This is a genomic window from Streptomyces sp. NPDC014656, assembly GCF_043084305.1.
Taxonomy (GTDB): Bacteria; Actinomycetota; Actinomycetes; order Streptomycetales; family Streptomycetaceae; genus Streptomyces.
Genome location: NZ_JBIBZN010000006.1, coordinates 376,322 through 401,834, shown reverse-complemented (window position 1 = coordinate 401,834; position 25,513 = coordinate 376,322). Strand labels below are relative to the sequence as shown.

Annotated in this window: 15 protein-coding genes, 1 tRNA gene and 1 rRNA gene; 13 read left to right on the top strand and 4 right to left on the bottom strand. The window is 72.9% G+C overall.

Going from position 1 to position 25,513, the window contains the following annotated elements:
* Positions 1-93: ribosomal RNA gene (rrf, locus tag ACF1ED_RS17580) — 5S ribosomal RNA — on the top strand; the annotation flags it as partial.
* A gap of 5 nt (positions 94-98) precedes the next feature.
* Positions 99-171: transfer RNA gene (locus tag ACF1ED_RS17575), tRNA-Thr, on the top strand.
* Positions 172-282: 111 nt separating this feature from the next.
* Here the strand turns inward: ACF1ED_RS17575 and ACF1ED_RS17570 are convergent.
* Positions 283-2,928: a SpoIIE family protein phosphatase gene (locus tag ACF1ED_RS17570; protein WP_391761323.1), complete on the bottom strand. Its 2,646-nt coding sequence runs from the start codon at positions 2,926-2,928 to the stop codon at positions 283-285.
* Positions 2,929-3,197: 269 nt separating this feature from the next.
* Between ACF1ED_RS17570 and ACF1ED_RS17565 the strand changes: the two genes are divergently transcribed.
* The 10 genes from ACF1ED_RS17565 (at position 3,198) to ACF1ED_RS17520 (ending at position 18,091) form a co-directional block, all read left to right on the top strand.
* The gene (locus ACF1ED_RS17565) at positions 3,198-8,714 is read left to right on the top strand and encodes a HAMP domain-containing protein (RefSeq protein ID WP_391761321.1); all 5,517 of its coding nucleotides are present in this window, start codon (positions 3,198-3,200) and stop codon (positions 8,712-8,714) included.
* Positions 8,715-9,017: 303 nt separating this feature from the next.
* Positions 9,018-9,692, top strand: a complete 675-nt coding sequence (locus tag ACF1ED_RS17560; RefSeq protein WP_031015299.1) for a two-component system response regulator — start codon at positions 9,018-9,020, stop codon at positions 9,690-9,692.
* 116 nt (positions 9,693-9,808) lie between these two features.
* Positions 9,809-12,631 (top strand): DNA translocase FtsK, encoded by a 2,823-nt coding sequence (locus ACF1ED_RS17555; protein ID WP_391761319.1) that lies wholly within the window; start codon positions 9,809-9,811, stop codon positions 12,629-12,631.
* Between the two features lie 260 nt (positions 12,632-12,891).
* On the top strand, positions 12,892-13,713 hold the full coding sequence (locus ACF1ED_RS17550) for a helix-turn-helix domain-containing protein (protein ID WP_391761317.1): 822 nt from the start codon (positions 12,892-12,894) through the stop codon (positions 13,711-13,713).
* Between the two features lie 94 nt (positions 13,714-13,807).
* Positions 13,808-15,295, top strand: coding sequence for a 30S ribosomal protein S12 methylthiotransferase RimO (gene rimO / locus ACF1ED_RS17545; RefSeq protein ID WP_391761315.1), 1,488 nt, complete (start codon positions 13,808-13,810; stop codon positions 15,293-15,295).
* Complete coding sequence (pgsA, locus tag ACF1ED_RS17540; protein WP_391761313.1) at positions 15,292-15,975, top strand: CDP-diacylglycerol--glycerol-3-phosphate 3-phosphatidyltransferase; 684 nt, start codon at positions 15,292-15,294, stop codon at positions 15,973-15,975. Before rimO ends, pgsA begins: the two co-directional genes overlap by 4 nt.
* Positions 15,972-16,493 carry a CinA family protein gene (locus tag ACF1ED_RS17535; protein WP_391761311.1) on the top strand — a complete coding sequence of 174 codons (522 nt, stop codon included), beginning with the start codon at positions 15,972-15,974 and terminating at the stop codon, positions 16,491-16,493. The genes pgsA and ACF1ED_RS17535 overlap by 4 nt, the downstream gene beginning before the upstream one ends.
* Before the next feature lie 109 nt (positions 16,494-16,602).
* Positions 16,603-16,986: a helix-turn-helix domain-containing protein gene (locus tag ACF1ED_RS17530; protein ID WP_200428463.1), complete on the top strand. Its 384-nt coding sequence runs from the start codon at positions 16,603-16,605 to the stop codon at positions 16,984-16,986.
* A 160-nt stretch (positions 16,987-17,146) separates the two neighbouring features.
* Positions 17,147-17,617: a DNA starvation/stationary phase protection protein gene (locus ACF1ED_RS17525; RefSeq protein ID WP_391761309.1), complete on the top strand. Its 471-nt coding sequence runs from the start codon at positions 17,147-17,149 to the stop codon at positions 17,615-17,617.
* A 219-nt stretch (positions 17,618-17,836) separates the two neighbouring features.
* On the top strand, positions 17,837-18,091 hold the full coding sequence (locus ACF1ED_RS17520; protein WP_391761307.1) for a hypothetical protein: 255 nt from the start codon (positions 17,837-17,839) through the stop codon (positions 18,089-18,091).
* Here ACF1ED_RS17520 and ACF1ED_RS17515 read toward each other — a convergent pair.
* The 3 genes from ACF1ED_RS17515 to ACF1ED_RS17505 all read right to left on the bottom strand — a co-directional run bounded on the left by ACF1ED_RS17515 (position 18,039) and on the right by ACF1ED_RS17505 (position 24,526).
* Positions 18,039-18,803 carry an SDR family NAD(P)-dependent oxidoreductase gene (locus ACF1ED_RS17515; RefSeq protein ID WP_391761305.1) on the bottom strand — a complete coding sequence of 255 codons (765 nt, stop codon included), beginning with the start codon at positions 18,801-18,803 and terminating at the stop codon, positions 18,039-18,041. The two genes, ACF1ED_RS17520 and ACF1ED_RS17515, sit on opposite strands and share 53 nt — an antisense overlap.
* Positions 18,804-18,835: 32 nt before the next feature.
* Positions 18,836-19,654: a DNA-formamidopyrimidine glycosylase family protein gene (locus ACF1ED_RS17510; protein WP_391761303.1), complete on the bottom strand. Its 819-nt coding sequence runs from the start codon at positions 19,652-19,654 to the stop codon at positions 18,836-18,838.
* Positions 19,655-19,879: 225 nt separating this feature from the next.
* Positions 19,880-24,526 carry a DEAD/DEAH box helicase gene (locus ACF1ED_RS17505; RefSeq protein WP_391761301.1) on the bottom strand — a complete coding sequence of 1,549 codons (4,647 nt, stop codon included), beginning with the start codon at positions 24,524-24,526 and terminating at the stop codon, positions 19,880-19,882.
* Here ACF1ED_RS17505 and ACF1ED_RS17500 point away from each other — a divergent pair.
* On the top strand, positions 24,525-25,508 hold the full coding sequence (locus ACF1ED_RS17500) for an AraC family ligand binding domain-containing protein (protein WP_391761299.1): 984 nt from the start codon (positions 24,525-24,527) through the stop codon (positions 25,506-25,508). The two genes, ACF1ED_RS17505 and ACF1ED_RS17500, sit on opposite strands and share 2 nt — an antisense overlap.
* Positions 25,509-25,513 lie beyond the last annotated feature (5 nt).

The following is a 25,513-nucleotide window of genomic DNA, read 5'->3' as shown; positions in this document are numbered from 1 at the left end:
ACGCCCGGTTACATTCCGAACCCGGAAGCTAAGCCTTTCAGCGCCGATGGTACTGCAGGGGGGACCCTGTGGGAGAGTAGGACACCGCCGAACAACCCGCCCTTTTAGCTCAGTCGGTAGAGCGTCTCCATGGTAAGGAGAAGGTCAACGGTTCGATTCCGTTAAAGGGCTCAGAGAAAAGAAGGCCCCCGCCTGATGGCGGGGGCCTTCTTGCGTTTCCGGGCAGGACGGAAGAACGGACAGGGGCCGGCGTCCCCTCGCAGGGACGCCGGCCCGTCGTCGTCAGCTGGGGTCCGGCTCCCTCAAGCGCATGGTCAGGATGGCCATGTCGTCGGAGGCGGGAGCGTGGGCGAAGCGTTCGACCGCGCGGAGGATACGGCCGCCGACCGCGCCGGCCGTCAGGCCCGTACACGTCTTCAGGGCGTCGGCCAGACCGTCGTCGCCCAGCATGCGAGTGCCCTCGCGGCGCTCCGTGACGCCGTCCGTGACACAGAGGAGGACATCGCCCGGGTCGAGCGTGAACGTCTCCTCGTACAGCTCCAGATCGTCCATCACGCCGAGCAGCGGCTGCGGCTCGGCGGCCGGGGTGACGGTGCCGTCGGGACGGAGGCGCAGCGGGAGCGGATGGCCCGCGCAGACGACCTTCAGGAGGGCCGAACCGTCCGGCTGCGGGCGGAGCTCGCCGTACAGCAGGGTCAGGAAGCGGCTGCGGGCGCCCTCGTCGAGGATGGCCGCGTTCAGGCGCTCCAGGACGGCCGGGCCGCCGAAGCCCTCGCGGGCCAGCAGGCGCAGGGCGTGCCGGGCCAGGCCCGTGACGGCCGCGGCCTCCGGGCCCGTACCGCACACGTCGCCGATGGCGAAGCCGTACACGTCCTCGCTGATCGGGAAGACGTCGTAGAAGTCACCGCCGACCTCGTTGCCCTCGCCGGCCGCGCGGTAGATGACGTCCACCTCGACACCGGGGATCTTGGGGAGCTCCGGAGGGAGGAGGCTGCGCTGGAGGGACTGGCTGATGGCGTTGCGCTCGGAGTACAGGCGGGCGTTGTCCAGGGCCAGGGCGGCCCGGCGCGAGAGGTCCTCGGCGAGCTCCAGGATCTCCTGGCGGAAGTGGTCCTCGGCCGGGCGGCCGAGGGTCAGCATGCCGATCACGCGGTTGCGGGCCACCAGGGGCAGCACGACCGTCTCGCCGGCGACCGCGCCGGCCGTGGCCAGCGTGCCGTCGATGCCGGAGGAGAGCGGGCTGCCCAGGTGCTCCAGCTCGCGGGCCGACGCGGTCAGCGCCGCCCGGTGGGCCGCGTCGCCGGGAGCCGTCCAGAGGCGGGCGCCGGGGGACGGCACCGGGTCGGGCGGGGCGATGGAGGCCAGCAGGGCCTTCAGGCCGTCGATGCGGTCCTCGTCCTCGTGGAGCACGTAGGAGAGGTACGGGTCCGAGGTCGGGTCGGCGATCGTGTAGACCGCGCACCAGGTGGCCAGGGTGGGGACCGTCATCTGGGCCATCAGGGCCAGGGTCTGGTCCCGGTCGAGGGTGCCGGCCAGCAGGTCGGAGGCCTCGACGAGGAAGCTGAGGGAGCCGCGGCGGAGCCGCTCCAGCTCGCCCAGGCGGGCCGACTCCACGGCCAGGGCGATGCGGTCGGCGGCGAACTGGAGGCGGAGGGCCTCCTCGTTCGAATAGCGGTTCGCGGCCTCGGCCGCGACGCCGAGGGAGCCGGTGAGACGCCCCTCGACCTTGAGCGGAACCGTGACGACCGAGCGCATGCCGGTGCCCTCCAGGAGCGGCACGGCGCCGGGGACGGCGGACAGGTCCTCGTGGACCGCGGGCATGCGGGCGGAGCCGTAGCGGCTGGCGCCGGTCTCCACCGGGACGCGGGCGAAGCGCTGGCGGGCCGCCGGGAGGCCCGTCGTCGCCCGCACCTCCAGCTCCGTCTCGTCGTCCGTGGCGAGGAGCAGGAAGGCGGAGTCGCCGTCGAGCATGTCCCGGGCCCGCTCGACCGTGCGCTGGAGCAGGCCGTCCAGGTCGTCGGGGGCGGGGGAGCCGATGAAGACCTCGAACGGGTCCGTGGCGCGGCTCTCCGCGCCCGGGTCCGCGGCGGGGCGCTGCGGGGTCTGCAGGACCGCGCGCTCGTCCTCCCGCACCAGCAGGCAGACCGTCGAGGGCTCGCCCGAGGCGTCGCGTACCCGCAGGTGGGAGGCGTACACCGGGATGACGCGGCCGTCTGCGCAGCGGAGCCCGTAACTGCCCTCCCAGCGGGAGAGGCGGAGTGCCTCGGCGAGACCGGTGCCGATGCCGGGGGTGTGCGGCCAGGCGGCGAGGTCGCCCAGGGGCTTGCCGGTGACCTGCTCGGGGGCGTACCCGAAGAGCTCCTCGGCGTCCTCGTTCCAGGAGGTGATCGCGCCGCCGCGGTCGATCTGGACGACGGCGACGCGGACGCGGCTGTCGGCGACCGGGAGGAGGGCGTCGGGGAGGACCGGGCCGGCGGAGCGGGTGCCGACGGGGCGCTGGGGGAGGTCCAGGTGGAACCAGACGTGCTTGCGGGTGGGGGAGTAGTCGACGCCCCAGCGGTCGGCGAGGGCGGCGCACAGGAGCAGGCCGCGGCCGTTCTCCCGGTCGGGGCTCGCGATCGCACGGCCGCTCTGGACCGGGATCTCGCGCTCCGGATAGCGGTCGGCGACCTCGACGCGGACGCTGTCCTCGGAGCGCAGGCACAGGACGTCGGCGGCGGTGCCCGCGTGCACCACGGCGTTGGTGACCAGCTCGCTGGTGAGGACGACGGCGTCGTCCACGAGCTCGGGGTGGCCCCAGCCCTGGAGGGTGTCCCGGACGAAGGCCCGGGCGGCGGCGACGGACCGGCCTACGGGCTCGAAACTGGCAGTCGCCCGCGCGGTGATCACAGCACTCCTCGTACGCGTCTCGACGCCCGGCTCTGCCATGCTCGGTCTGACCCTCCCACTGCCCGGTGGTCTTACGCGTGCCACACCGCCCCCGCCGGGCGGACCGGGGCGGCTGGACAGCCGGATGCCAGATTACTTACCTTCGCCGTCCCCGCGGATGCCGGTCTCCGCTGTTTCCGCCCTCCGAGGGCGGGGACGCTGTGCGAAGCTGCCGAACTGTTATCGCCCGGTCCGGTCGCGGTGAAACACTGGGAATGCTTCGGCGGGAGCCGGAGCGGAACGGTCGAACCCCTTTCGGGAGGGTCACGGTGGAGTCTGGCACGGCGGCGCGGCGCGGCGGCGGCAGCAGCACGCGCGCGAGGGGCGGGCGTTCCCGTGGGGGGACGGTGCAGGTGGACGTGGCCGCGCTCGAGCGGTTGCTGTCCGCGCTGGTGTCGATGCGCGACGGAAACCTGCGGAGGCGGCTGACCGTCTCCGGCGACGGGGTGATGGCCGAGATCGCGGCCGTCTTCAACGAGGTCGCGGACCGGCAGATGCACGTGACCGGCGAGCTGTCGCGGGTGCGGCGGGTGGTCGGGCGCGAGGGCAAGCTGTCCGAGCGGCTGGAGGCCGGGGCGACCGAGGGCGCCTGGGCGGCGGCGATCGAGGCGGCGAACGCGCTGGTCGACGACCTGGCGCGGCCGGTGTCCGAGGTCAGCCGGGTGCTGACGGCGGTCGCCGAGGGCGACCTCGAACAGCGGATGGACTTGCGTTCGGAGGGTTCCGACGGGACGGTGCGGCCGCTCCGCGGGGAGTTCCTGAAGGTCGCGCGGACCGTCAACCACCTCGTGGACCAGCTGTCGGTCTTCGCGTCCGAGGTGACGCGGGTGGCCGTCGAGGTGGGCACCGAGGGCATCCTCGGCGGGCAGGCGCACGTCCGGGGGGTGTCCGGGTCCTGGAAGGACCTCACGGACTCCGTCAACACCATGGCGAACCAGCTGACGGCGCAGGTGCGGGACATCGCGCTGGTGACGACGGCGGTGGCCAACGGCGACCTGTCGCAGAAGGTCACGGCGAACGTGGCCGGCGAGATGCTCTCGCTGAAGAACACCGTCAACACGATGGTGGACCAGCTGTCGTCGTTCTCGTCCGAGGTGACCCGGGTCGCCCGCGAGGTGGGCACCGAGGGCGAGCTCGGCGGCCAGGCCGAGGTCGCCGGGGTCGCCGGCGTGTGGAAGGACCTCACCGACTCCGTCAACACGATGGCGGGCAACCTCACCAATCAGGTGAGGGGGATCGCGGAGGTGACGACGGCGGTCGCCAACGGCGACCTGTCGCAGAAGGTCACCGTGAGCGCGCGCGGCGAGATCGCCCAACTCGCCGACACCATCAACCAGATGACCGAGACCCTGCGGACCTTCGCCGACGAGGTGACCCGGGTGTCCGGCGAGGTGGGCGCCGAGGGCCTGCTCGGCGGGCAGGCGCAGGTGCCGGGCGCGGCGGGCACCTGGAAGGACCTGACGGACTCGGTCAACACCGTCTTCCGGAACATCACCACGCAGGTGCGGGACATCGCCCAGGTGACGACGGCGGTGGCGAACGGCGACCTGTCGCAGAAGGTCACCGTGGACGTCGCCGGCGAGATGCTGGAGCTCAAGAACACCGTCAACACCATGGTGGACCAGCTGTCCGCCTTCGGTTCCGAGGTGACCCGGGTGGCCCGGGAGGTCGGCGTCGAGGGCCGGCTCGGCGGGCAGGCGCAGGTACAGGGCGCGGCCGGCACCTGGAAGGACCTCACCGACTCGGTGAACACGGCCTTCCACAACCTCACCGGCCAGGTGCGGGACATCGCGCAGGTGACGACGGCGGTGGCGAACGGCGACCTGTCGCAGAAGGTCACCGTGGACGTCGCCGGCGAGATGCTGGAGCTCAAGAACACCGTCAACACGATGGTGTCGCAGCTGTCCTCCTTCGCCGACCAGGTCACGCGGATGGCGCGGGACGTGGGCACCGAGGGCCGGCTGGGCGGTCAGGCGCGGGTGGACGGCGTCTCCGGCCGCTGGCGCGAGCTGACCGACTCGGTGAACTTCATGGCCGGGAACCTCACCTCGCAGGTGCGGCAGATCGCGCAGGTGACGACGGCCGTGGCGCGCGGTGACCTGTCGCAGAAGATCGACGTGGACGCGCGCGGCGAGATCCTGGAGCTGAAGAACACCATCAACACGATGGTCGACCAGCTCTCCGCCTTCGCCGACCAGGTGACCCGGGTCGCCCGCGAGGTGGGTACCGACGGGCGCCTCGGCGGTCAGGCGCAGGTGCCGGGCGTCGCCGGTGTGTGGCGGGACCTGACCGACTCGGTGAACGGCATGGCCGGGAACCTGACGGCCCAGGTGCGCAACATCGCGCAGGTCGCCACCGCGGTCGCGCGCGGTGACCTGTCGCAGAAGATCGACGTGGACGCCCGGGGCGAGATCCTGGAGCTGAAGAACACCCTCAACACGATGGTCGACCAGCTGTCCTCCTTCGCCGACCAGGTGACCCGGGTCGCCCGCGAGGTGGGCACGGAGGGCATCCTGGGCGGCCAGGCCGAGGTGCAGGGGGTCTCCGGCACCTGGAAGGACCTGACCCAGTCGGTGAACTTCATGGCGAACAACCTGACCTTCCAGGTCCGGAACATCGCCGAGGTCACCACCGCCGTCGCCCGGGGCGACCTGTCGAAGAAGATCACCGTCGACGCCAAGGGCGAGATCCTGGAGCTCGTCACCACCGTCAACACGATGGTGGACCAGCTGTCGAACTTCGCCGACGAGGTGACCCGGGTGGCCCGCGAGGTGGGCACCGAGGGCATCCTCGGCGGGCAGGCCCGGGTGCGCGGGGTGACCGGCATCTGGAAGGACCTCAGCGACAACGTCAACCTGATGGCCAACAACCTGACCAGCCAGGTGCGGAACATCGCCCGGGTCTCCTCGGCGGTCGCCAACGGCGATCTGACGAAGAAGGTCACGGTCGAGGCGCGCGGCGAGGTCGCCGAGCTCGCCGAGACCGTCAACACGATGGTGACGACCCTGTCCGCGTTCGCCGACGAGGTGACCCGGGTGGCCCGCGAGGTGGGCACCGACGGCATCCTCGGCGGCCAGGCCCGGGTGCCCGGCGGTTCCGGCACCTGGAAGGACCTCACCGACTCGGTGAACAGCATGGCCGACAACCTGACCGGTCAGGTGCGGCAGATCGCCGCGGTCACCACGGCCATCGCCAAGGGCGACCTCACCCGGAAGATCGACATCGACGCCCGGGGCGAGATCCAGGAGCTGAAGAACACCATCAACACGATGGTCGACCAGCTCTCGAACTTCGCCGAGGAGGTCACCCGCGTCGCCCGCGAGGTGGGCACCGACGGACAGCTCGGCGGCCAGGCCCGGGTCCGGGACGTGGAGGGCACCTGGAGCGACCTCACCCTCTCCGTGAACGAGATGGCCGGGAACCTCACCCGGCAGGTGCGGGCCATCGCGGCCGTCGCCACCGCGGTGACCCGCGGCGACCTCAACGTCAAGATCGACGGTGTCGACGCGGCCGGCGAGATCCAGGCCCTGCAGGACAACATCAACACGATGATCGCCAACCTGCGCGACACCACCCTCGCCAACGACGAGCAGGACTGGCTGAAGTCCAACCTGGCCCGCATCTCCGGCCTCATGCAGGGCCGCCGGGACCTCGACGACGTCGCCTCGCTCATCATGAGCGAGCTGACGCCGGTGGTCTCCGCCCAGCACGGCGCCTTCTTCGTGGCGACGCCGACCGGCTCCGCCAACCACGACGCCGAACTCGTCGGCGAGGGCGACGGCTCGTACGAGCTGCGCATGCGCGGGAGTTACGGATACTCCGCCGGCTCCATGCCGACCTCCTTCCGCCCCGGCGAGACGCTCATCGGGACGGCGGCCGAGGAGAAGCGGACGATCCAGGTCAACGTGCCGCCGGGCTACCTCAAGATCTCGTCCGGGCTCGGCGAGGCCGCCCCCGCGCACGTGATCGTGCTGCCCGTCCTCTTCGAGGGGAAGGTCCTCGGCGTCATCGAGCTGGCCTCCTTCCAGCCCTTCACCCAGATCCAGCGGGACTTCCTCAACCAGATCGCCGAGCTGATCGCGACCACGGTCAACACCATCAGCGTCAACACCAAGACCGAGGTGCTGCTCCAGCAGTCGCAGGAGCTGACCGAACAGCTCAAGGAGCGCTCGGCCGAGCTGGAGCACCGGCAGAAGGAGCTGCAGAACTCCAACGCCGAACTGGAGGACAAGGCCGAGCTGCTGGCCCGCCAGAACCGCGACATCGAGGTCAAGAACACCGAGATCGAGGAGGCCCGGCAGGTCCTGGAGGAGCGCGCCGAGCAGCTCGCCGTCTCCATGCGCTACAAGTCCGAGTTCCTGGCCAACATGTCGCACGAGCTGCGCACCCCGCTCAACTCGCTGCTCATCCTGGCCAAGCTGCTCGCGGACAACGCGGAGACCAACCTCACCCCGAAGCAGGTCGAGTTCGCCGAGACCATCCACGGCGCCGGCTCCGACCTGCTCCAGCTCATCAACGACATCCTCGACCTGTCGAAGGTCGAGGCGGGCAAGATGGACGTCTCCCCGACCCGGATCGCCCTCGTCCAGCTCGTCGACTACGTGGAGGCGACCTTCCGGCCGCTCACCGCGGAGAAGGGCCTGGACTTCTCGGTCCGGGTCTCGCCCGAGCTGCCCGCCACCCTCCACACCGACGAGCAGCGGCTCCTCCAGGTGCTGCGCAACCTGCTGTCCAACGCGGTGAAGTTCACCGACTCCGGCGCGGTGGAGCTGGTGATCCGGCCGGCCGGCGCGGACGTGCCCCAGTCCATCCGGGAACAGCTCCTGGAGGCCGGTTCGCTGCGCGACGCCGACGCGGAGCTGATCGCCTTCTCGGTCACCGACACCGGGATCGGCATCGCGGCCAGCAAGATGCGGGTCATCTTCGAGGCGTTCAAGCAGGCCGACGGCACCACCAGCCGCAAGTACGGCGGCACCGGTCTCGGCCTGTCGATCAGCCGGGAGATCGCGCGGCTGCTCGGCGGCGAGATCTTCGCGGTGAGCGAGCCCGGCCGCGGCTCCACCTTCACCCTCTACCTGGCGCTGAACCCGACCGAGGTGCCGCAGCACGGCTACGGGCAGGGCGAGACGGGCGACCCCGGGCAGGACGCCGGGGACGGCCGGCCCGGGCACGCCTTCCCGCACTTCCCGCCCGCGCCGGTGCGCGGCGAGGCGCGCTCGGGGGCCGGGGCGCTCTTCCGGCACCGGCGCAAGACGGGCGCGGCGGCGGAGGCGCCGGACCCGGCCGGCGCGGGCGAGGCCCGGGGCGGGGTGCCCGGGCAGCCGGGTCCGCAAGGGCTGCCGGAGGCCTTCGGGGAGAGTGCCGGAGCGGAGCCGGAGGGCGCCGCGGAGCCGCGCCGCACCTACTCCTTCGCCGGCGAGAAGGTCCTCATCGTCGACGACGACATCCGCAACGTCTTCGCCCTCACCAGCGTGCTGGAGCAGCACGGGCTCGCGGTGCTGTACGCGGAGAACGGGCGGGAGGGCATCGAGGTCCTGGAGCAGAACGACGACGTGACGGTCGTCCTGATGGACATCATGATGCCGGAGATGGACGGGTACGCGACGACGACCGCGATCCGGCGGATGCCGCAGTTCGCCGGGCTGCCGATCATCGCGCTCACCGCGAAGGCGATGAAGGGCGACCGGGAGAAGGCGATCGAGTCGGGTGCCTCCGACTACGTCACCAAGCCGGTCGACCCCGACTACCTGCTGTCCGTCATGGAGCAGTGGATGCGGGGGGAGTGAGGCCGGGGTGCGGTGCCGGGCCCGGGCGGGCCCGGCACCGCACCGGGTGGCGTACCGTCGCCGTCCACGTGTGAGGAGGCCGGATACGGGGAACCTTCTGGACCCGCGCTCCGTTACCGCGATGTGCACAGTGACATCACGGTGACAGGGTGTGGCGACGGGTGGGGTGCGGCTACGATGACCGGCACAAGGACGGACGGCGCCAGGAAGCCGTCCTCTGGGGCGGCGCCCGGTGCTTTCCCCGGTTCCGGCAGTGGTTCCGGAAGCCGGGTCGAGCCGTTGCCGGGACGAGGAGGACGGGGCATGGTGCAGAAGGCCAAGATCCTCCTGGTCGATGACCGGCCGGAGAATCTGCTGGCGCTGGAGGCCATTCTCTCCGCGCTCGATCAGACGCTGGTGCGGGCATCGTCCGGGGAGGAAGCGCTCAAGGCGCTGCTGACGGACGACTTCGCGGTCATCCTGCTCGACGTCCAGATGCCCGGCATGGACGGCTTCGAGACCGCCGCGCACATCAAGCGCCGCGAGCGGACCCGGGACATCCCGATCATCTTCCTGACCGCGATCAACCACGGCCCCCACCACACCTTCCGGGGATACGCCGCCGGCGCGGTCGACTACATCTCGAAGCCGTTCGACCCGTGGGTGCTGCGCGCCAAGGTCTCCGTCTTCGTCGAGCTCTACATGAAGAACTGCAAGCTGCGCGAGCAGGCGGCGCTGCTGCGGCTCCAGCTGGAGGGCGGCGGCGAGGGCGGTCAGGGCAAGGAGGCCGCCGGGCTGCTCGCCGAGCTGTCCGCCCGGCTCGCCGCCGTCGAGGAGCAGGCCGAGGCGCTGTCCAAGCAGCTCGACGACGAGTCCGCCGACGCGGCCGCCGTCGCCACCGCCGCCCACCTGGAGCGCAAGCTCACCGGACTGCGGCGGGCGCTGGACGCGCTGGAGCCCGGCACCGGGGGCGCGCCCTCGCTTCCCGCGCAGAGCTGAGGCCCCGTCACCCGACGGCCGGATCCCGCTGACCGGCCGTCAGCCTCGTGCCGGGGCAAGGACGACACGTTCGGGTGAGGCGGACAGCCCGGCCGCTCACCGGTAACCTCGGCACCATGGCTTCACGTACGTCCGGCAAGGGCTCACAGGGCACCGCACCATCGCGCGCCGGACGGACCACGGGCGCCGCGAAGAAGGCCGCCGCCAAGTCCGCGGCGAAGTCCCCGGCCAAGCCGCCCGCGAAGAAGGCGGCGGCCAAGAAGGCCGCGCCCGCCAAACGCGCGCCCGCGAAGAAGGCCGCGGCGAAGCGGCCCGCGCCCCGGCCGGCGCCGTCCCCCACCGGAGGCGTGTACAAGGTGGCGCGGGGTGCCGCGCACGGCGTCGGCGCGATGTTCCGGGGGATAGGGCGCGGTGCCAAGGGGCTCGACCCCGCCCACCGCAAGGACGGGCTCGCCCTGCTGCTGCTCGGCGCCGCGCTGATCGTCGCCGCCGGCACCTGGTCCCACCTGGAAAACCCGGTCGGCGACCTCGTCGAGATGCTGGTCACCGGCGCGTTCGGCCGGCTCGACCTGCTCGTCCCGCTGCTGCTGGGCGCCATCTCCTTCCGGCTCTTCTGCTATCCGGAGCGTCCCGAGGCCAACGGCCGGATCGTCATCGGGCTCTCCGCGCTGGTCATCGGCGTCCTCGGACAGGTCCACATCGCCTGCGGCGCGCCCGGCCGGGACGCCGGCTCCGAGGCGATGCAGGACGCGGGCGGGCTGATCGGCTGGGCCTCCTCCCAGCCGCTGGTCTTCATGACGGGGGAGGCCCTGGCCGTCCCCCTGCTGGTGCTGCTCACGCTCTTCGGGCTGCTGGTCGTGACGGCCACCCCGGTCAACGCGATCCCGCAGCGGCTGCGCGCCCTCGGCGTCCGGCTCGGCCTGGTCGAGCCGCCGTACGAGGAGACCGCCGAGGAGTACGCGGGCCAGGAGCCGTACGAGGACGACTGGCGGGAGGCGCCGCCGCGCGCCGCCCGGCCGGCCCGGCGCCGGAGCGGCGGCCCCGCCGATCCGTACGACGTGGACCGGGCCGAGGCCGAGGCGCTGCGGCGGCGCGGCCGCACGGCCCGGCCCCGCCCGGCCGCGGCCGGCCACGAGCACGGCCTGGACCCGGTCGACGTGGCCGCCGCCGCGGCCGCCGCGCTCGACGGCGCGGTGCTGAACGGGATGCCGCCGTCGCCGTTGGTCGCCGACCTGACCAGGGACGTGACCGCCGAGCGGGCGGCGGCCCTGGCCGAAGGGGCCGGCGGTGCGGCGGACGAGGCCACCGGGTCCGTACCGCCGATGCCGAAGGCGCCGCCGAACGTGCCGACCGCGCGCGGCGGGGACAAGCGCCCGGCGGGGGGTCCCGTACCCGATCTGACCAAGCCGGCGCCGGAGCCGACGGACCTGCCGGCGCGGGCCGAGCAGCTCCAGCTCTCCGGGGACGTCACCTACTCGCTGCCCTCGCTGGACCTGCTGGAGCGGGGCGGTCCCGGCAAGACCCGGTCGGCGGCGAACGACGCCGTCGTGGACGCGCTGTCGAACGTCTTCACCGAGTTCAAGGTGGACGCGGCCGTCACCGGCTTCACCCGGGGGCCGACGGTCACCCGCTACGAGGTCGAGCTCGGGCCCGCCGTGAAGGTCGAGAAGATCACCGCCCTGACGAAGAACATCGCCTACGCGGTGGCCTCGCCGGACGTGCGGATCATCTCGCCGATCCCCGGCAAGTCCGCCGTCGGCATCGAGATCCCGAACAGCGACCGGGAGATGGTGAACCTCGGGGACGTGCTGCGGCTCGCGGCCGCGGCCGAGGACGACCACCCGATGCTGGTGGCGCTCGGCAAGAACGTCGAGGGCGGCTACGAGATGGCCAACCTGGCGAAGATGCCGCACGTCCTCGTCGCGGGCGCCACCGGCTCCGGCAAGTCCTCGTGCATCAACTGCCTGATCACTTCGATCATGATAAGGGCGACCCCCGAGGACGTCCGGATGGTGCTCGTCGACCCCAAGCGGGTCGAGCTGACCGCCTACGAGGGCATCCCGCACCTGATCACCCCGATCATCACCAACCCCAAGCGGGCCGCCGAGGCCCTGCAGTGGGTGGTGAAGGAGATGGACCTCCGCTACGACGACCTGGCGGCCTTCGGCTTCCGGCACATCGACGACTTCAACCAGGCGATCCGCGACGGCAAGGTGCAGCTGCCGCCCGGCAGCGAGCGCGAGCTCAAGACCTACCCGTACCTCCTGGTCATCGTCGACGAGCTCGCCGACCTGATGATGGTGGCCCCCCGGGACGTCGAGGACGCGATCGTCCGCATCACCCAGCTGGCCCGCGCGGCCGGCATCCACCTGGTGCTCGCCACCCAGCGGCCCTCGGTGGACGTCGTCACCGGTCTGATCAAGGCGAACGTGCCGTCCCGGCTCGCCTTCGCGACCTCCTCGCTCGCCGACAGCCGGGTCATCCTCGACCAGCCCGGCGCGGAGAAGCTCATCGGCAAGGGCGACGGCCTCTTCCTGCCGATGGGCGCGAACAAACCGGTCCGCATGCAGGGCGCGTTCGTCACCGAGGCCGAGGTCGCGGCCGTCGTGCAGCACTGCAAGGACCAGATGACGCCGGTCTTCCGGGACGACGTCACCGTCGGCACCAAGCAGAAGAAGGAGATCGACGAGGAGATCGGCGACGACCTCGACCTGCTGTGCCAGGCGGCCGAGCTGGTCGTGTCGACCCAGTTCGGTTCGACCTCGATGCTCCAGCGGAAGCTGCGGGTCGGCTTCGCGAAGGCCGGCCGGCTGATGGACCTGATGGAGTCGCGGAACATCGTGGGGCCGAGCGAGGGCTCCAAGGCGCGGGACGTGCTCGTCAAGCCGGACGAGCTGGACGGGGTGCTCGCGGTGATCCGCGGCGAATCGGCGGAGTGACCGGGCGTGGGGCGGCGGGGGCGGGGTATCCGTTCGAGACCCGGCCGAGACTCACTCGTAAGGGAAACGAGGGCAACCGTTTCCCCTGGCCGTACGTCAAGTTGGACGGAGGGGAAGAGGATGTCCCCCCGGAAGATGTCTCCCCGCCCTGATGTACAACCTCATGGCGTACAAACCGCACCCGCCCGGTTGCCCCACCCTTTCGTACCACCCATAGACTGAACGTCCAGCAGGTGGCTACACGCTCGAAAGGCGCTCTCGTGTCCATCGGCAACTCCCCCGAAGACGACCGGACGTTCCCGTCAGACGACCGGGAACCGATCGGCCGTACCCTCCAGCAGGCCCGCATCGCCGCCGGCCTCAGCGTCGAAGAGGTCAGCGCCTCCACCCGTGTCCGGATCCCGATCGTGCACGGCATCGAGGAGGAGGACTTCTCGCGCTGCGGCGGAGACGTCTACGCGCGCGGTCACATCCGCACGCTCGCCCGTGCCGTCGGGCTCGATCCGGCGCCGCTGATCGAGCGGTACGACGCCGAGCACGGCGGCCGTCCCTCGCCCACCCCCGCCGCGCCGCTCTTCGAGGCGGAACGTATCCGCCCCGAGCCCCGGCGGCCCAACTGGACCGCGGCCATGGTCGCGGCGATCGTCGCCGTCGTCGGGTTCGTCGGCTTCACGATGTTCAACGGCGCCGAGGAGCCGAAGGGGACCACGGCCGCCGAGGGCGGTCCGGCACCCGCCCCGGAGAAGGCGACCTCCGCCGCCAAGCCGAAGCCGGTCAAGCCCGCCCCCAAGCCGACCGGGAGCGCCATCGCGGCGGTCCCGGCGGACAAGGTCACCGTCCGGCTCACCGCCGACGGCAAGAGCTGGATCTCGGCCAAGGCCTCCGACGGCAAGATGCTCTTCGACGGCTTCCTCCAGGAAGGCGACACCAAGACCTTCCAGGACGACGAGCAGGTCGACCTCGTCCTCGGCAACGCGGGCGCGATCGAGCTCTACGTGAACGGCAAGAAGGTCTCCGAGAAGTTCGAGGACGGCCAGGTGGAGCGCCTCAGCTACACCCAGGGCGACCCCGAGGCGGGCTGACCCGTCCCGGGACGGGAGCGCCCGGTGTGACCTCCGTCGCGCAGGTGAACCCTGAGCGACGGGGTCGCGTCCGGGACGAAGTAGTCTTGAGCCCATGCCCGAACGCCGTACCGTCGCCCTTGTCACTCTCGGCTGCGCCCGTAACGAGGTGGACTCGGAGGAGCTCGCAGGCCGCTTGGCAGCGGACGGCTGGGAGCTCGTCGAGAACGCCGAGGACGCAGACGTCGCCGTCGTCAACACCTGTGGCTTCGTCGAAGCCGCCAAGAAGGACTCCGTCGACGCGCTCCTCGAAGCCAATGACCTGAAGGACCACGGCCGCACCCAGGCCGTCGTCGCCGTCGGCTGCATGGCCGAGCGCTACGGCAAGGAGCTGGCCGAGGCCCTCCCGGAGGCCGACGGAGTGCTCGGCTTCGACGACTACTCCGACATCTCCAACCGCCTCCAGACCATCCTCAGCGGTGGCAGCGTCGAGGCGCACACCCCGCGCGACCGGCGCAAGCTCCTCCCGCTCTCCCCGGTCGACCGCCAGCAGGCCGCCGCCGAGGTCGCCCTGCCGGGCCACGGAGCCGTCGAGGAGCCGCAGAACGTCCCGGGCGACCTGCCCGACGGCCTCGCCCCCGCCTCCGGCCCGCGCGCCCCCCTCCGCCGCCGTCTGGACCGCAGCCCCGTCGCCTCCGTGAAGCTGGCCTCCGGCTGCGACCGCCGCTGCTCCTTCTGCGCCATCCCGTCCTTCCGCGGCAGCTTCGTCTCCCGCCGTCCCTCGGACGTGCTGAACGAGACGCGCTGGCTCGCCGAGCAGGGAGTGAAGGAGGTCATGCTGGTCTCCGAGAACAACACCTCGTACGGCAAGGACCTCGGCGACATCCGCCTCCTGGAGGGCCTGCTGCCCGAGCTCGCGGCCGTCGACGGCATCGAGCGCGTCCGGGTCAGCTACCTCCAGCCGGCCGAGATGCGGCCCGGCCTGATCGACGTGCTGACCTCCACCGACAAGGTCGTGCCCTACTTCGACCTGTCGTTCCAGCACAGCGCCCCCGACGTGCTGCGCGCCATGCGCCGCTTCGGTGACACCGACCGCTTCCTCGACCTGCTCGCCACCATCCGCGAGAAGGCCCCGACGGCCGGTGCCCGGTCCAACTTCATCGTCGGATTCCCCGGCGAGACCGAGGCCGACTTCGCCGAGCTGGAACGCTTCATCACCCACGCCCGGCTCGACGCCATCGGCGTCTTCGGCTACTCCGACGAGGACGGCACCGAGGCCGCCACGTACGAGCACAAGCTCGACCAGGAGGTCGTGGACGCGCGTCTCGCCCACCTCTCCCGGCTCGCCGAGGAGCTCACCGCGCAGCGCGCGGAGGAGCGGATCGGGGAGATGCTGGAGGTACTGGTGGAGTCCGAGGACGAGGAGGACGGCTGGATCGGCCGCGCCGCCCACCAGGCTCCGGAGACGGACGGACAGGTCTACCTCGTCGACGGTGGTGGCGCGGGCCCCGGCCTGGCCCCGGGCCGTATGGTCAGGGCGAAGGTCGTGGACACCGAGGGCGTCGACCTCGTGGCGGAGTGTGTCGAGGAGGTGGGCAGATGACCGGAGTCCCGGCATCCGCGACGGGCGGGACCGGCAGGCCGGCGCCTCGCGGCAAGCTGGGCGTGGCGGCCGTGAACCCCGTCAGCGTGTGGAACATCGCCAACATCCTCACCATGATCAGGCTCGTCCTCGTGCCGGCCTTCGTGGTGCTGCTGCTCCAGGACGGCGGGCACGACCCGGCCTGGCGGGCCTGGGCGTGGGCGGCGTTCGCCGTCGCCATGATCACGGACGTCTTCGACGGACATCTGGCCCGAACGTACAACCTGGTCACCGACTTCGGGAAGATCGCCGACCCGATCGCCGACAAGGCGATCATGGCGGCCGGGCTGATCTGCCTCTCGGGCCTCGGCGACCTGCCCTGGTGGGTCACCGGAGTGATCCTCGCGCGTGAGCTGGGGATCACGCTGATGCGCTTCTGGGTGATCCGGCACGGGGTGATCCCCGCCAGCCGGGGCGGCAAGATGAAGACGCTCGCCCAGGGCACGGCGGTCGGCATGTACGTGCTGATGCTCACCGGCCCGCTGGCGACGCTGCGCTTCTGGGTGATGGCGGTGGCGGTCGTGCTGACCGTCGTCACCGGTCTGGATTATGTGCGACAGGCGGTCGTGCTGAGACGGCGGGGGCTCGCGGCCGAGCGGGCCGCCGCCCGCGCGGAGGCGCCGGAGGCTTCGGCGCGATGAGCGTGGCGGCCCGGGTCCTCGGCCTGCTCGCGGAGCGCGGGCAGACGCTGGCCGCCGCCGAGTCGCTCACCGGGGGACTGGTGGCCGCAGAGCTGACCGGGGTGCCCGGGGCCTCCCGCGGTTTCCTCGGCTCGGTGACCGCCTACGCGACCCCCCTCAAGCACCGGCTGCTCGGGGTGGAGGCCGGCCTGCTGCGCGAGCGCGGGGCGGTGGATCCCGAGGTCGCGGTGCAGATGGCGCGGGGTGTGCGCGACCGGCTCGGCGCCGACTGGGGGATCGCGACGACCGGGGTCGCGGGGCCCGATCCGCAGGACGGGCAGCCCGTCGGGACCGTCTACGTGGCGGTGGCCGGGCCCGCCACGACAGGCGCGGCGGCCGGGAAAGTGGTGTCGTTGAGATTGAACGGCGACCGCGCGGACATTCGTAGAGAGAGTGTGCGGAGCGTACTGGAACTGCTCCACGCGGAACTCTCGGGAAATGCGCGGGCACAGGATACGGAACAGAACGGGGGGAATTGATGTTTGCAGCCCTGAGTGAACACGACATCGCTCCCCGCACGGCCGCGGCGCGAGGCGGTACGGTGGGGCGTGAAGGATGCGGCTACGCGGTCCGAGGAGGGAGCCACCGATGATTCTGCTCCGTCGCCTGCTGGGTGACGTGCTGCGTCGGCAGCGCCAGCGCCAGGGCCGTACTCTGCGCGAAGTCTCCTCGTCCGCCCGAGTCTCGCTCGGCTATCTCTCCGAGGTGGAGCGGGGGCAGAAGGAGGCTTCCTCCGAGCTGCTCTCCGCGATCTGCGACGCGTTGGACGTACGGATGTCCGAGCTCATGCGCGAAGTGAGCGACGAGCTGTCACTGGCCGAACTGGCCGAGTCGGCAGCTTCCAGCGAACCGGTGCCGTCGCCGGTCCGTCCGATGCTCAATTCGGTGTCGGTGACGTCGGTGGCCGGTGTGCCCACCGAGCGGGTGACCATCAAGGCGCCCGCGGAGGCCGTGGACGTCGTCGCCGCCTGAAATTCCGAACGGGACGAAGCCCCGGTCGATGCCCCGCAGGGGGTGCCGACCGGGGCTTCGCCGTGAGGTCGTCAGGATTTTGGGGCTTTTTGTTTGAGATGTCGGTTTCCGGACAGGCGTGCCATGGTGGGGGATACGTACGACTGGTGGGAGAACCTGTATGTCTGTCGTGAAGAGCTCGCTGTCCGACGCCGACCTCAAGACGGTCGGCAACGCGCTCCAGGGCGCCCTGGTCGACCTCCTCGACCTGGCGCTGGTCGCCAAGCAGGTGCACTGGAACGTCGTGGGGCCGCGCTTCCGCTCCGTCCACCTGCAGCTGGACGAGGTGGTGGACACCGCCCGGCTGCACTCCGACACGGTGGCCGAGAGGGCTTCCGCGATGGGGGTGAACCCCGACGGACGGGCGGCGACGGTGGCCTCCACCAGCGCGATCGGCACGGTGCCGGAGGGCTGGATCAAGGACGCGGAGGCCGTCGGGATCCTGGTGACCTCGCTCGACGCGGTCATCACCCGGATGCGGGAGCGGATCGAGGCCACCGGTGACCCCGACCCCGTCAGCCAGGACATCCTCATCTCCCTCACGGCCGACCTCGAGAAGCACTCCTGGATGTTCCAGGCCGAGAGCGCCTAGGCGGCCGGCGTGGCGATGCCCGGATCCGGGGGCGAGGTGACGTGCGGGGTGCGCGGCGGCGAGCCCCGCGGCGGTCCCCGGGGTGGCGTCCGGGGCGCGCGGTGTCCCGCGCGCGGGGGCGTCCGCCGGATCGTGCGCGGGGTGCGCGCCGGGGCTGACACCGGTGCGCCCTCCCGCAGGGTGATCCTGCCGGTCTAGCGTCGAACGCAGGAGGCGGCCATGGTACGGCGACGGGTTCCGCTGGTGACGCTCACGCTGATCGCGGTCGGGCTGGTGGTCGGGGGGCTCTGGTGGTGGGCGGTGCTGCGCCTGCTGCTGGTTCCGGGTGAGGCCGGACCGGTCGAGGGGGCGGTGGCCGCGGGCGGCTGGGGGCTGAGCCTGTTGCCGGTGCACGTGGCCGCCTCCTCCCGGCCGGCGCGCCTCACCAGGGCATGGCGACGCCGCCGTTCGGGCGCAGGATCTGCCCCGTCGTGAACGAGGAGGCGTCGCAGGCGAGATGGAGGACCGCGTGGGCGATGTCCTCGGGCTCGCCGACCCTCCGCAGCGGTGAGTGACGGACCATCGCGGCCTCGGCCTGCTCCTGTGCGGCCGGCTCGTGACGGTCCGTCATGGGGGTCCGGATCCAGCCGGGCGCGACCGCGTTGACCCGGATGCCGTGCGGGCCCGCCTCGACCGCGAGCGTCTTGGTGAGCTGGACGACGGCCGCCTTGGCGACGCTGTAGCAGAGCAGTCCGGGGCTCGCGGTGTCCATCGCGCCCGAGGCCATGGTGACGATGGACCCCGGGGTGCCGGAGGCGATCATCGACCGGACCGCCTCCTGGCAGGCGTGGAGCACGCCCTTGAAGTTGACGGCGAGGACCCGGTCGAGGTCCTCCTCGCGGGTCTCCAGGACGGTGCCGGTGTGCATGATCCCGGCGACCGCCGCCATCACGTGGAGCGGGCCGGCCGCGTCGACGGCGGTGGCGAGCGCGGACCGGTCGGTCACGTCGAGGGGGTGGACGCGGGCCGTGCCGCCCTCGCGGGAGATCAGGGCGGCCGTCTCGTCGAGGCCCGGCTCGTCGCGGTCCGCCAGGTGGAGGGACGCGCCCGCCCGGGCGAGGAGGACGGCGCTGGCGCGGCCGATGCCGCTCGCGGCGCCGGTCACGAACGCGGTGCGGCCGGTGAGGTCGTACGCCGAGAGGTCCATGCCGGGACCGTACGACTGGATCTGACGGATCGTCAATTGTGGTGCGGGGGCGGATCGGAGGACTCCGCCGCCGGGCCGGTCTGGCAGCCCGGGCACCAGTAGGTGACCCGGTCGCCCAGCTCCGCCTTGCGGACGGCGGCCCCGCACCGCAGGCAGGGACGGCCCTCGCGCCCGTAGACGTACAGCGGGGTGCGGGGGCGCCGGGTCGTCGTGGTGCGCCGGTCGGGCCGCTCCTTGTTCGCCTCCAGGAGGCGGTGGGCGGTCGCCATCAGGCGGGGTGGCACGTCGGCGGGCAGCTCGCCGACCGGCAGCCACGGGGTGAAGGCCGCCAGGAAGGCCAGCTCCGACTTGTACACGTTGCCGATGCCGGCCAGGTTCCGCTGGTCGAGCAGGGCCTCGCCGAGGGTGCGGCCCGGGTCGGCCAGGAGCCGGCGGACCGCCTCGGCCGGGTCCCAGTCCGGACCCAGGAGGTCCGGGCCGAGGTGCCCCACCACCTTGGACTCCTCGGCGGTACGGATCAGCTCCAGGACCGGCAGGCGGTAGCCGTACGCGGTGTGCTCCTCGTTCCCGAGGACGGCGCGGATCTGGTGCTCGGGGCCGCCGCGCGGGCGCTCCCCGGTCGCGTACACCTTCCAGGCGCCGTCCATCCGCAGGTGCGAGTGGAGGGTGAGCCCGCCGTCGATCCGGGTCAGGAGGTGCTTGCCGCGCGGGGTGACGTCCAGGACCGCGCGGCCGGTGAGGTCGGCGGTCGCGAAGCGGGGCACCCGCAGGTCCGCGCGGGTCAGCACCCGCCCGGCGAGTGCGGCGTGCAGCCGACGGGCGGCCTGCCAGACGGTGTCTCCTTCGGGCATGGAGCCATCATGCCGCTTTCCGGGAGCCCGCCGCGGTGGGGCCGTTCGCCGGGGGTCGCCCGTTCGTGGTGGGTCCGGCCGTCAGGGGTCCTTCCGCAGGTAGTGGGTGCGTTCGTCGGGGGCCCGTTCGGCGGGTCGTCCGTTCCTGGTGGGTCCGGCCGTCGGGGGTCCTTCCGTAGGTAGTGAGCCCGTCCGTCGGGGGTCCGTTCGTGGTGGGGCCGTTCATCAGGGTCTCAGGCGCAGGCCGCGCGGGGTGGCCAGGAAACCGGCGGCCTCCAGGGGGCGGGCGAGGGGAGAGGTCAGGGCCGTCGCGCCGTTGAGGCGCTCGACCGTGACCGTGCCCAGGGCGCCCGCCCGCGCGGCCTCGGCCAGGGCTCCGGCCGCCGCCGTCAGCGCGGGCGCGTCCGGCTCCGTCGGCCACGACAGCACCGACTTGCCGCCGCGCTCCACGTACAGGGTCAGCTCGCCGTCGACCAGGACCACCAGGGCGCCCGCCTTGCGGCCCGGCTTGTGACCGGCGCCGGCCGGCGACTCCGGCCACGGCAGGGCGGCGCCGTACGCGTTCGCCGGGTCGGCGGCGGCCAGCACCACCGCGCGCGGACCGGCTCCCGCCTCCGCTCCCCGGTCCCGGGCGGTCGCCGCCGCCCGCAGCCGGTCCACGGCCCCGTCCATCGCGAACTGGGCCGCGCCCAGCCCCTCCACCACATAGCCGCGCCGCGCCTGGCCGCTGTCCTCGAAGGCGGACAGGATCCGGTAGACCGCCGAGAAACCGCCCTCCACGCCCTCGGCGGCCACGGCGCCGCGGGTCACCACGCCGTGCCGGTCCAGGAGCGTGCGGGCCAGCGCGTGCGCCCGATGGGTCGGCTCGGGCTCGGCGGGCGGCAGCAGCGCCCAGCGGCCCGAGACCGTCGGCGGGCCAGACCGGGAGGCCGGGCGGGTGGTGCCCAGCGCCCCGAACCGGCCGCGCGGCACCGTGCGCCGGGCCCGGTGGGCGGTCGAGCCCGCGGTGCGGCCCGAGCCGAGGAGGGAGCGCAGCGGCGCCAGGGTGTCGTTGGTGAGCCGGCCCGACCAGGCCAGGTCCCACAGGGCGTCGGCGAGCTGCGGGTCGGTCGCGTCCGGGTGGGTGGTGATCCGGACCTGGTCGGCGATCTGCCGGAAGAAGAGGCCGTACCCCCCGGCCAGGGCCGTCAGCACCGACTCGTGGAGCGCGGTGAGCTCCAGCGGGTGCGGCGGGGGCAGCAGCAGCGGGGCCGCGTCCGCGAGGTAGAGCGAGACCCAGCCGTCCTTGCCGGGAAGCGAGCCCGCCCCGGCCCAGACGAGCTCGCCGGTGGTCGTCAGCTCGTCGAGCATCGCCGGGGAGTAGTCCCGGACCCGGGACGGCAGGACCAGCTTCTCCAGGGCCGACGCCGGCACGGGCGCGCCCTGGAGCTGCTCCACCGCGCGCGCCAGGCCGTCGATCCCGCGCAGACCGCTGCCGCCCAGGTGCTGCCACTGGGGCAGGAAGGTGGCCAGGGCCGCCGGGGGCACCGGCTCCAGCTCGTGGCGCAGGGCCGCCAGGGAGCGGCGGCGCAGCCGGCGCAGGACGGCCGCGTCGCACCACTCCTGGCCGATGCCCGAGGGGTGGAACTCGCCCTGGACGACCCGGCCCGCCGCGGCGAGCCGCTGGAGCGCGCCGTCCGTGACGGCGGCGCCGAGACCGAAGCGGGCGGCGGCCTGGGAGGAGGTGAAGGGGCCGTGGGTGCGCGCGTACCGGGCGAGGAGATCGCCGAGCGGGTCCTTCACCGGTTCGGTGAACGCCTCCGGGACGCCGACCGGCAGCGCCGTGCCCAGCGCGTCCCGCAGCCGGCCGGCGTCCTCGATCGCCGCCCAGTGCTCGGTGCCCGCGATCCGCACCGCGATCGCGCGCCGGGACCGGGCCAGCTCGCGCGCCCAGCCCTCCTCGGCGCCCCGAGCGGCCAGCTCGGCGCCGGTCAGCGGCCCGAGGACCCGCAGCAGGTCCGCGACGCCCTCGGAGTCCTTGATCCGCCGGTCCTCGGTGAGCCACTGGAGCTCCCGCTCCAGCTCGGCCAGCACCTCGGGGTCGAGCAGCTCGCGCAGCTCCGCCTGGCCCAGCAGCTCCGCCAGGAGCCGGGAGTCCAGGGAGAGCGCGGCCGCCCGGCGCTCGGCGAGCGGGGAGTCGCCCTCGTACAGGAACTGCGCCACGTAGCCGAAGAGCAGGGAGCGGGCGAAGGGGGACGGCTCGGGGGTGGTGACCTCGACGAGGCGGACCCGGCGGGCCTCGATGTCGCCCATGAGCTCGGTCAGGCCGGGGACGTCGAAGACGTCCTGGAGGCACTCGCGGACGGCCTCCAGGACGATCGGGAACGAGCCGAACTCACTCGCCACCTGGAGCAGCTGGGCGGCCCGCTGGCGCTGCTGCCAGAGCGGGGTCCGCTTCCCCGGGTTCCGCTTCGGCAGCAGCAGGGCGCGGGCGGCGCACTCCCGGAAACGGGAGGCGAACAGCGCGGAGCCGCCCACCTGGTCGGTGACGATCTGCGCCACCTCGCCCTTGTCGAAGACCGCGTCCGCCGCGCCCACCGGCGCCTGGTCGGCGTCGTACGCGGCGTCCTGGTGGCGGCCCGGGTCGACCGGCTCGTGGTCCAGCAGGTCGAGCCCCATGTCGAGGCCCATCAGGTCGGCGTCGGGCAGGCGCAGCACGATGCCGTCGTCCGCGTGCATCACCTGCGCGTCCATGCCGTACCGCTCGGCCAGCCGGGCGCCCAGCGCCAGCGCCCACGGCGCGTGCACCTGCGCCCCGAAGGGGGAGTGGACGACGACCCGCCAGTCCCCCAGCTCGTCGCGGAACCGCTCCACCAGGATCGTGCGGTCGTCCGGCACGTGGCCGCAGGCCTCTCGCTGCTCCCCCAGGTACGCCAGGACGTTGTCCGCGGCCCAGGAGTCCAGACCCGCCGCGCGCAGCCGCAGCCGGGCGTCCTCCTCGCCGAGCGCGCCCAGCTCGCGCAGGAACGCGCCGACCGCGCGCCCCAGTTCGAGCGGACGGCCCAGCTGGTCGCCCTTCCAGAACGGCAGCCGGCCCGGCGCCCCGGGCGCCGGTGACACCAGGACCCGGTCGCGGGTGATGTCCTCGATCCGCCAGGAGGTGGTGCCCAGCGTGAAGACGTCGCCGACCCGCGACTCGTACACCATCTCCTCGTCGAGCTCGCCGACCCGGCCACCGCCCTTCTTCGGGTCCGCGCCGGCCAGGAACACCCCGAACAGGCCCCGGTCGGGGATGGTGCCGCCGGAGGTGACCGCGAGCCGCTGCGCGCCCGGCCGGCCGGTGACCGTCCCCGCGACCCGGTCCCACACCACGCGCGGGCGCAGCTCGGCGAAGGCGTCCGAGGGATAGCGCCCCGCGAGCATGTCGAGGACGGCCGTGAAGGCCGACTCGGGCAGGGAGGCGAAGGGCGCGGCCCGGCGCACCACCGTCAGCAGGTCGTCCACCTGCCAGGTGTCGAGGGCGACCATCGCGACCAGCTGCTGGGCCAGCACGTCCAGCGGGTTGGCCGGGATCCGCAGCGACTCGATGGAGCCCGAGCGCATCCGCTCGGTGACCACGGCCGCCTGCACCAGGTCGCCGCGGTACTTGGGGAAGACCACGCCCGTCGAGACGGCGCCGACCTGGTGCCCCGCGCGGCCCACGCGCTGGAGGCCGGAGGCCACCGACGGCGGGGACTCGACCTGCACGACCAGGTCGACGGCGCCCATGTCGATGCCGAGCTCCAGGCTGGAGGTGGCGACCACCGCGGGCAGCCGGCCCGCCTTCAGGTCCTCCTCGACCTGGGCGCGCTGCTCCTTGGACACCGAGCCGTGGTGGGCGCGGGCGAGCAGCGGCGGCGCGCCCTTGGCCGCGCCCGACTGGGCCATGATCTCGGCGGGTGGGGCCCCCTCGGGGGCGGGCTCCCCGGTCGCCCGCTCGTAGGCGATCTCGTTCAACCGGTTGCAGAGCCGCTCGGCGAGGCGCCGGGAGTTGGCGAAGACGATCGTGGAGCGGTGGGACTGGACGAGGTCCGCGATCCGCTCCTCGACGTGCGGCCAGATCGACGGCTTGTCGCCGCCGCTCTCGCCCTCGGAGGCGGGGGAGCCGCCCAGCTCGCCCATGTCCTCCACGGGCACCACGACGGAGAGGTCGAACTCCTTGCCCGAGGGCGGCTGCACGATCTCCACCTGGCGGCCGGGGGAGAGGAAGCGGGCGACCTCGTCGACCGGGCGGACCGTGGCCGACAGGCCGATCCGGCGCGCGGGGCGGGGCAGCAGCTCGTCGAGCCGCTCCAGGGTGAGGGCCAGGTGCGCGCCGCGCTTGGTGCCGGCGACCGCGTGGACCTCGTCCAGGATGACCGTCTCCACGCCGGCCAGCGCCTCCCGGGCGGCCGAGGTCAGCATGAGGAAGAGCGACTCCGGGGTGGTGATCAGAATGTCCGGGGGCTTGGTGGCGAGCGCACGGCGCTCGGCGGCCGGGGTGTCGCCGGACCGGATGCCCACCCGGACGTCCGGCTCGGGGAGCCCGAGGCGGACGGACTCCTGGCGGATGCCGGTCAGCGGCGAGCGGAGATTGCGCTCCACGTCCACGGCGAGCGCCTTCAGCGGGGAGACGTACAGCACCCGGCAGCGCTTCCTCGGCTCGGCCGGGGCGGGCGCGGACGCCAGCCGGTCCAGGGAGGCGAGGAAGGCGGCGAGGGTCTTGCCCGAACCGGTCGGCGCCACGACGAGCACGTCCGAACCCGCGCCGATGGCCCGCCAGGCGCCCTCCTGGGCGGCGGTGGGCGCGGTGAACGCCCCGGTGAACCACCCGCGGGTGGCCGGGGAGAAGTCTTCGAGCGCGGACGTGACCATGCCCCCCATCGTGCACCCGGCCACCGACAACCGCCGGGACCTGTGGAAAACCGCGGCCCGCGCCGTCCTGGCCTGTGGACACCCGGTCGTCGCCGGTGCGGGGCCGACGCAGAATGGAGACATGGCGAGGGGCGAGCGGGCACGGTACTGGCAGTACGCCGAGCTGCCCGGGGTCGACTTGCTGCACGCCCACTACATCGAGAAGACCTTCTCCCGCCACACCCACGAGACCTTCGTCTACGCCGCGATCACCGAGGGCGTCGAGGCGTTCCACTACCGGAACGAGCTGGTACAGGCGGGCCCGGGACAGATCGCCCTGGTGAACCCGGACACCATGCACACCGGGCACGCCGGCGTCCCCGAGGGCTGGACCTACCGCACGATCTACCCGGACCCGGAGCTCATCCGGTCCATCGCCGCCGACGTCCTCGCCGTCCGCGGCCCGGTCGGCTTCACCCAGCCCGTCGTCGACGACCCCCGCGCCGCCCAGCTCGTCATCGGCGTGCACCGTGCCGCCGAGGAGGGCAACGCGCTCGCCGCCGACAGCCTGCTGAGGCTGGTCACCGCGCGGATGCTGCGCAGCCACGGCGGCCGGCTGCGCCCGCTCACGCCCCGCGGCGCGGGGGCCCGGGACGTGGCACGCGCGCGTGCCGTCCTGGAGGAGCGGATGGACCGGCCGCCCACCCTGGAACGGCTCGCCGCCGACCTCGGCACCAGCCCCTTCGCCCTGCTGCGGGCCTTCCGCGCCGAGTACGGCATGCCGCCGCACACCTGGCTCACGGACGCGCGCGTGCGACGGGCCCGGCGGCTCCTGGACGCCGGGACGCCGCCGGCCGAGGCAGCCGTGGCCGTCGGCTTCACGGACCAGCCCCACCTGAACCGCCACTTCACCCGCAGCGTCGGCGTCCCGCCCGGCGCCTACCAGCGGGCCCGGGGCCTGGTGCGCAAGAACGTACAAGACCCGCCGCCGGCCGCTCCGTAACGTCG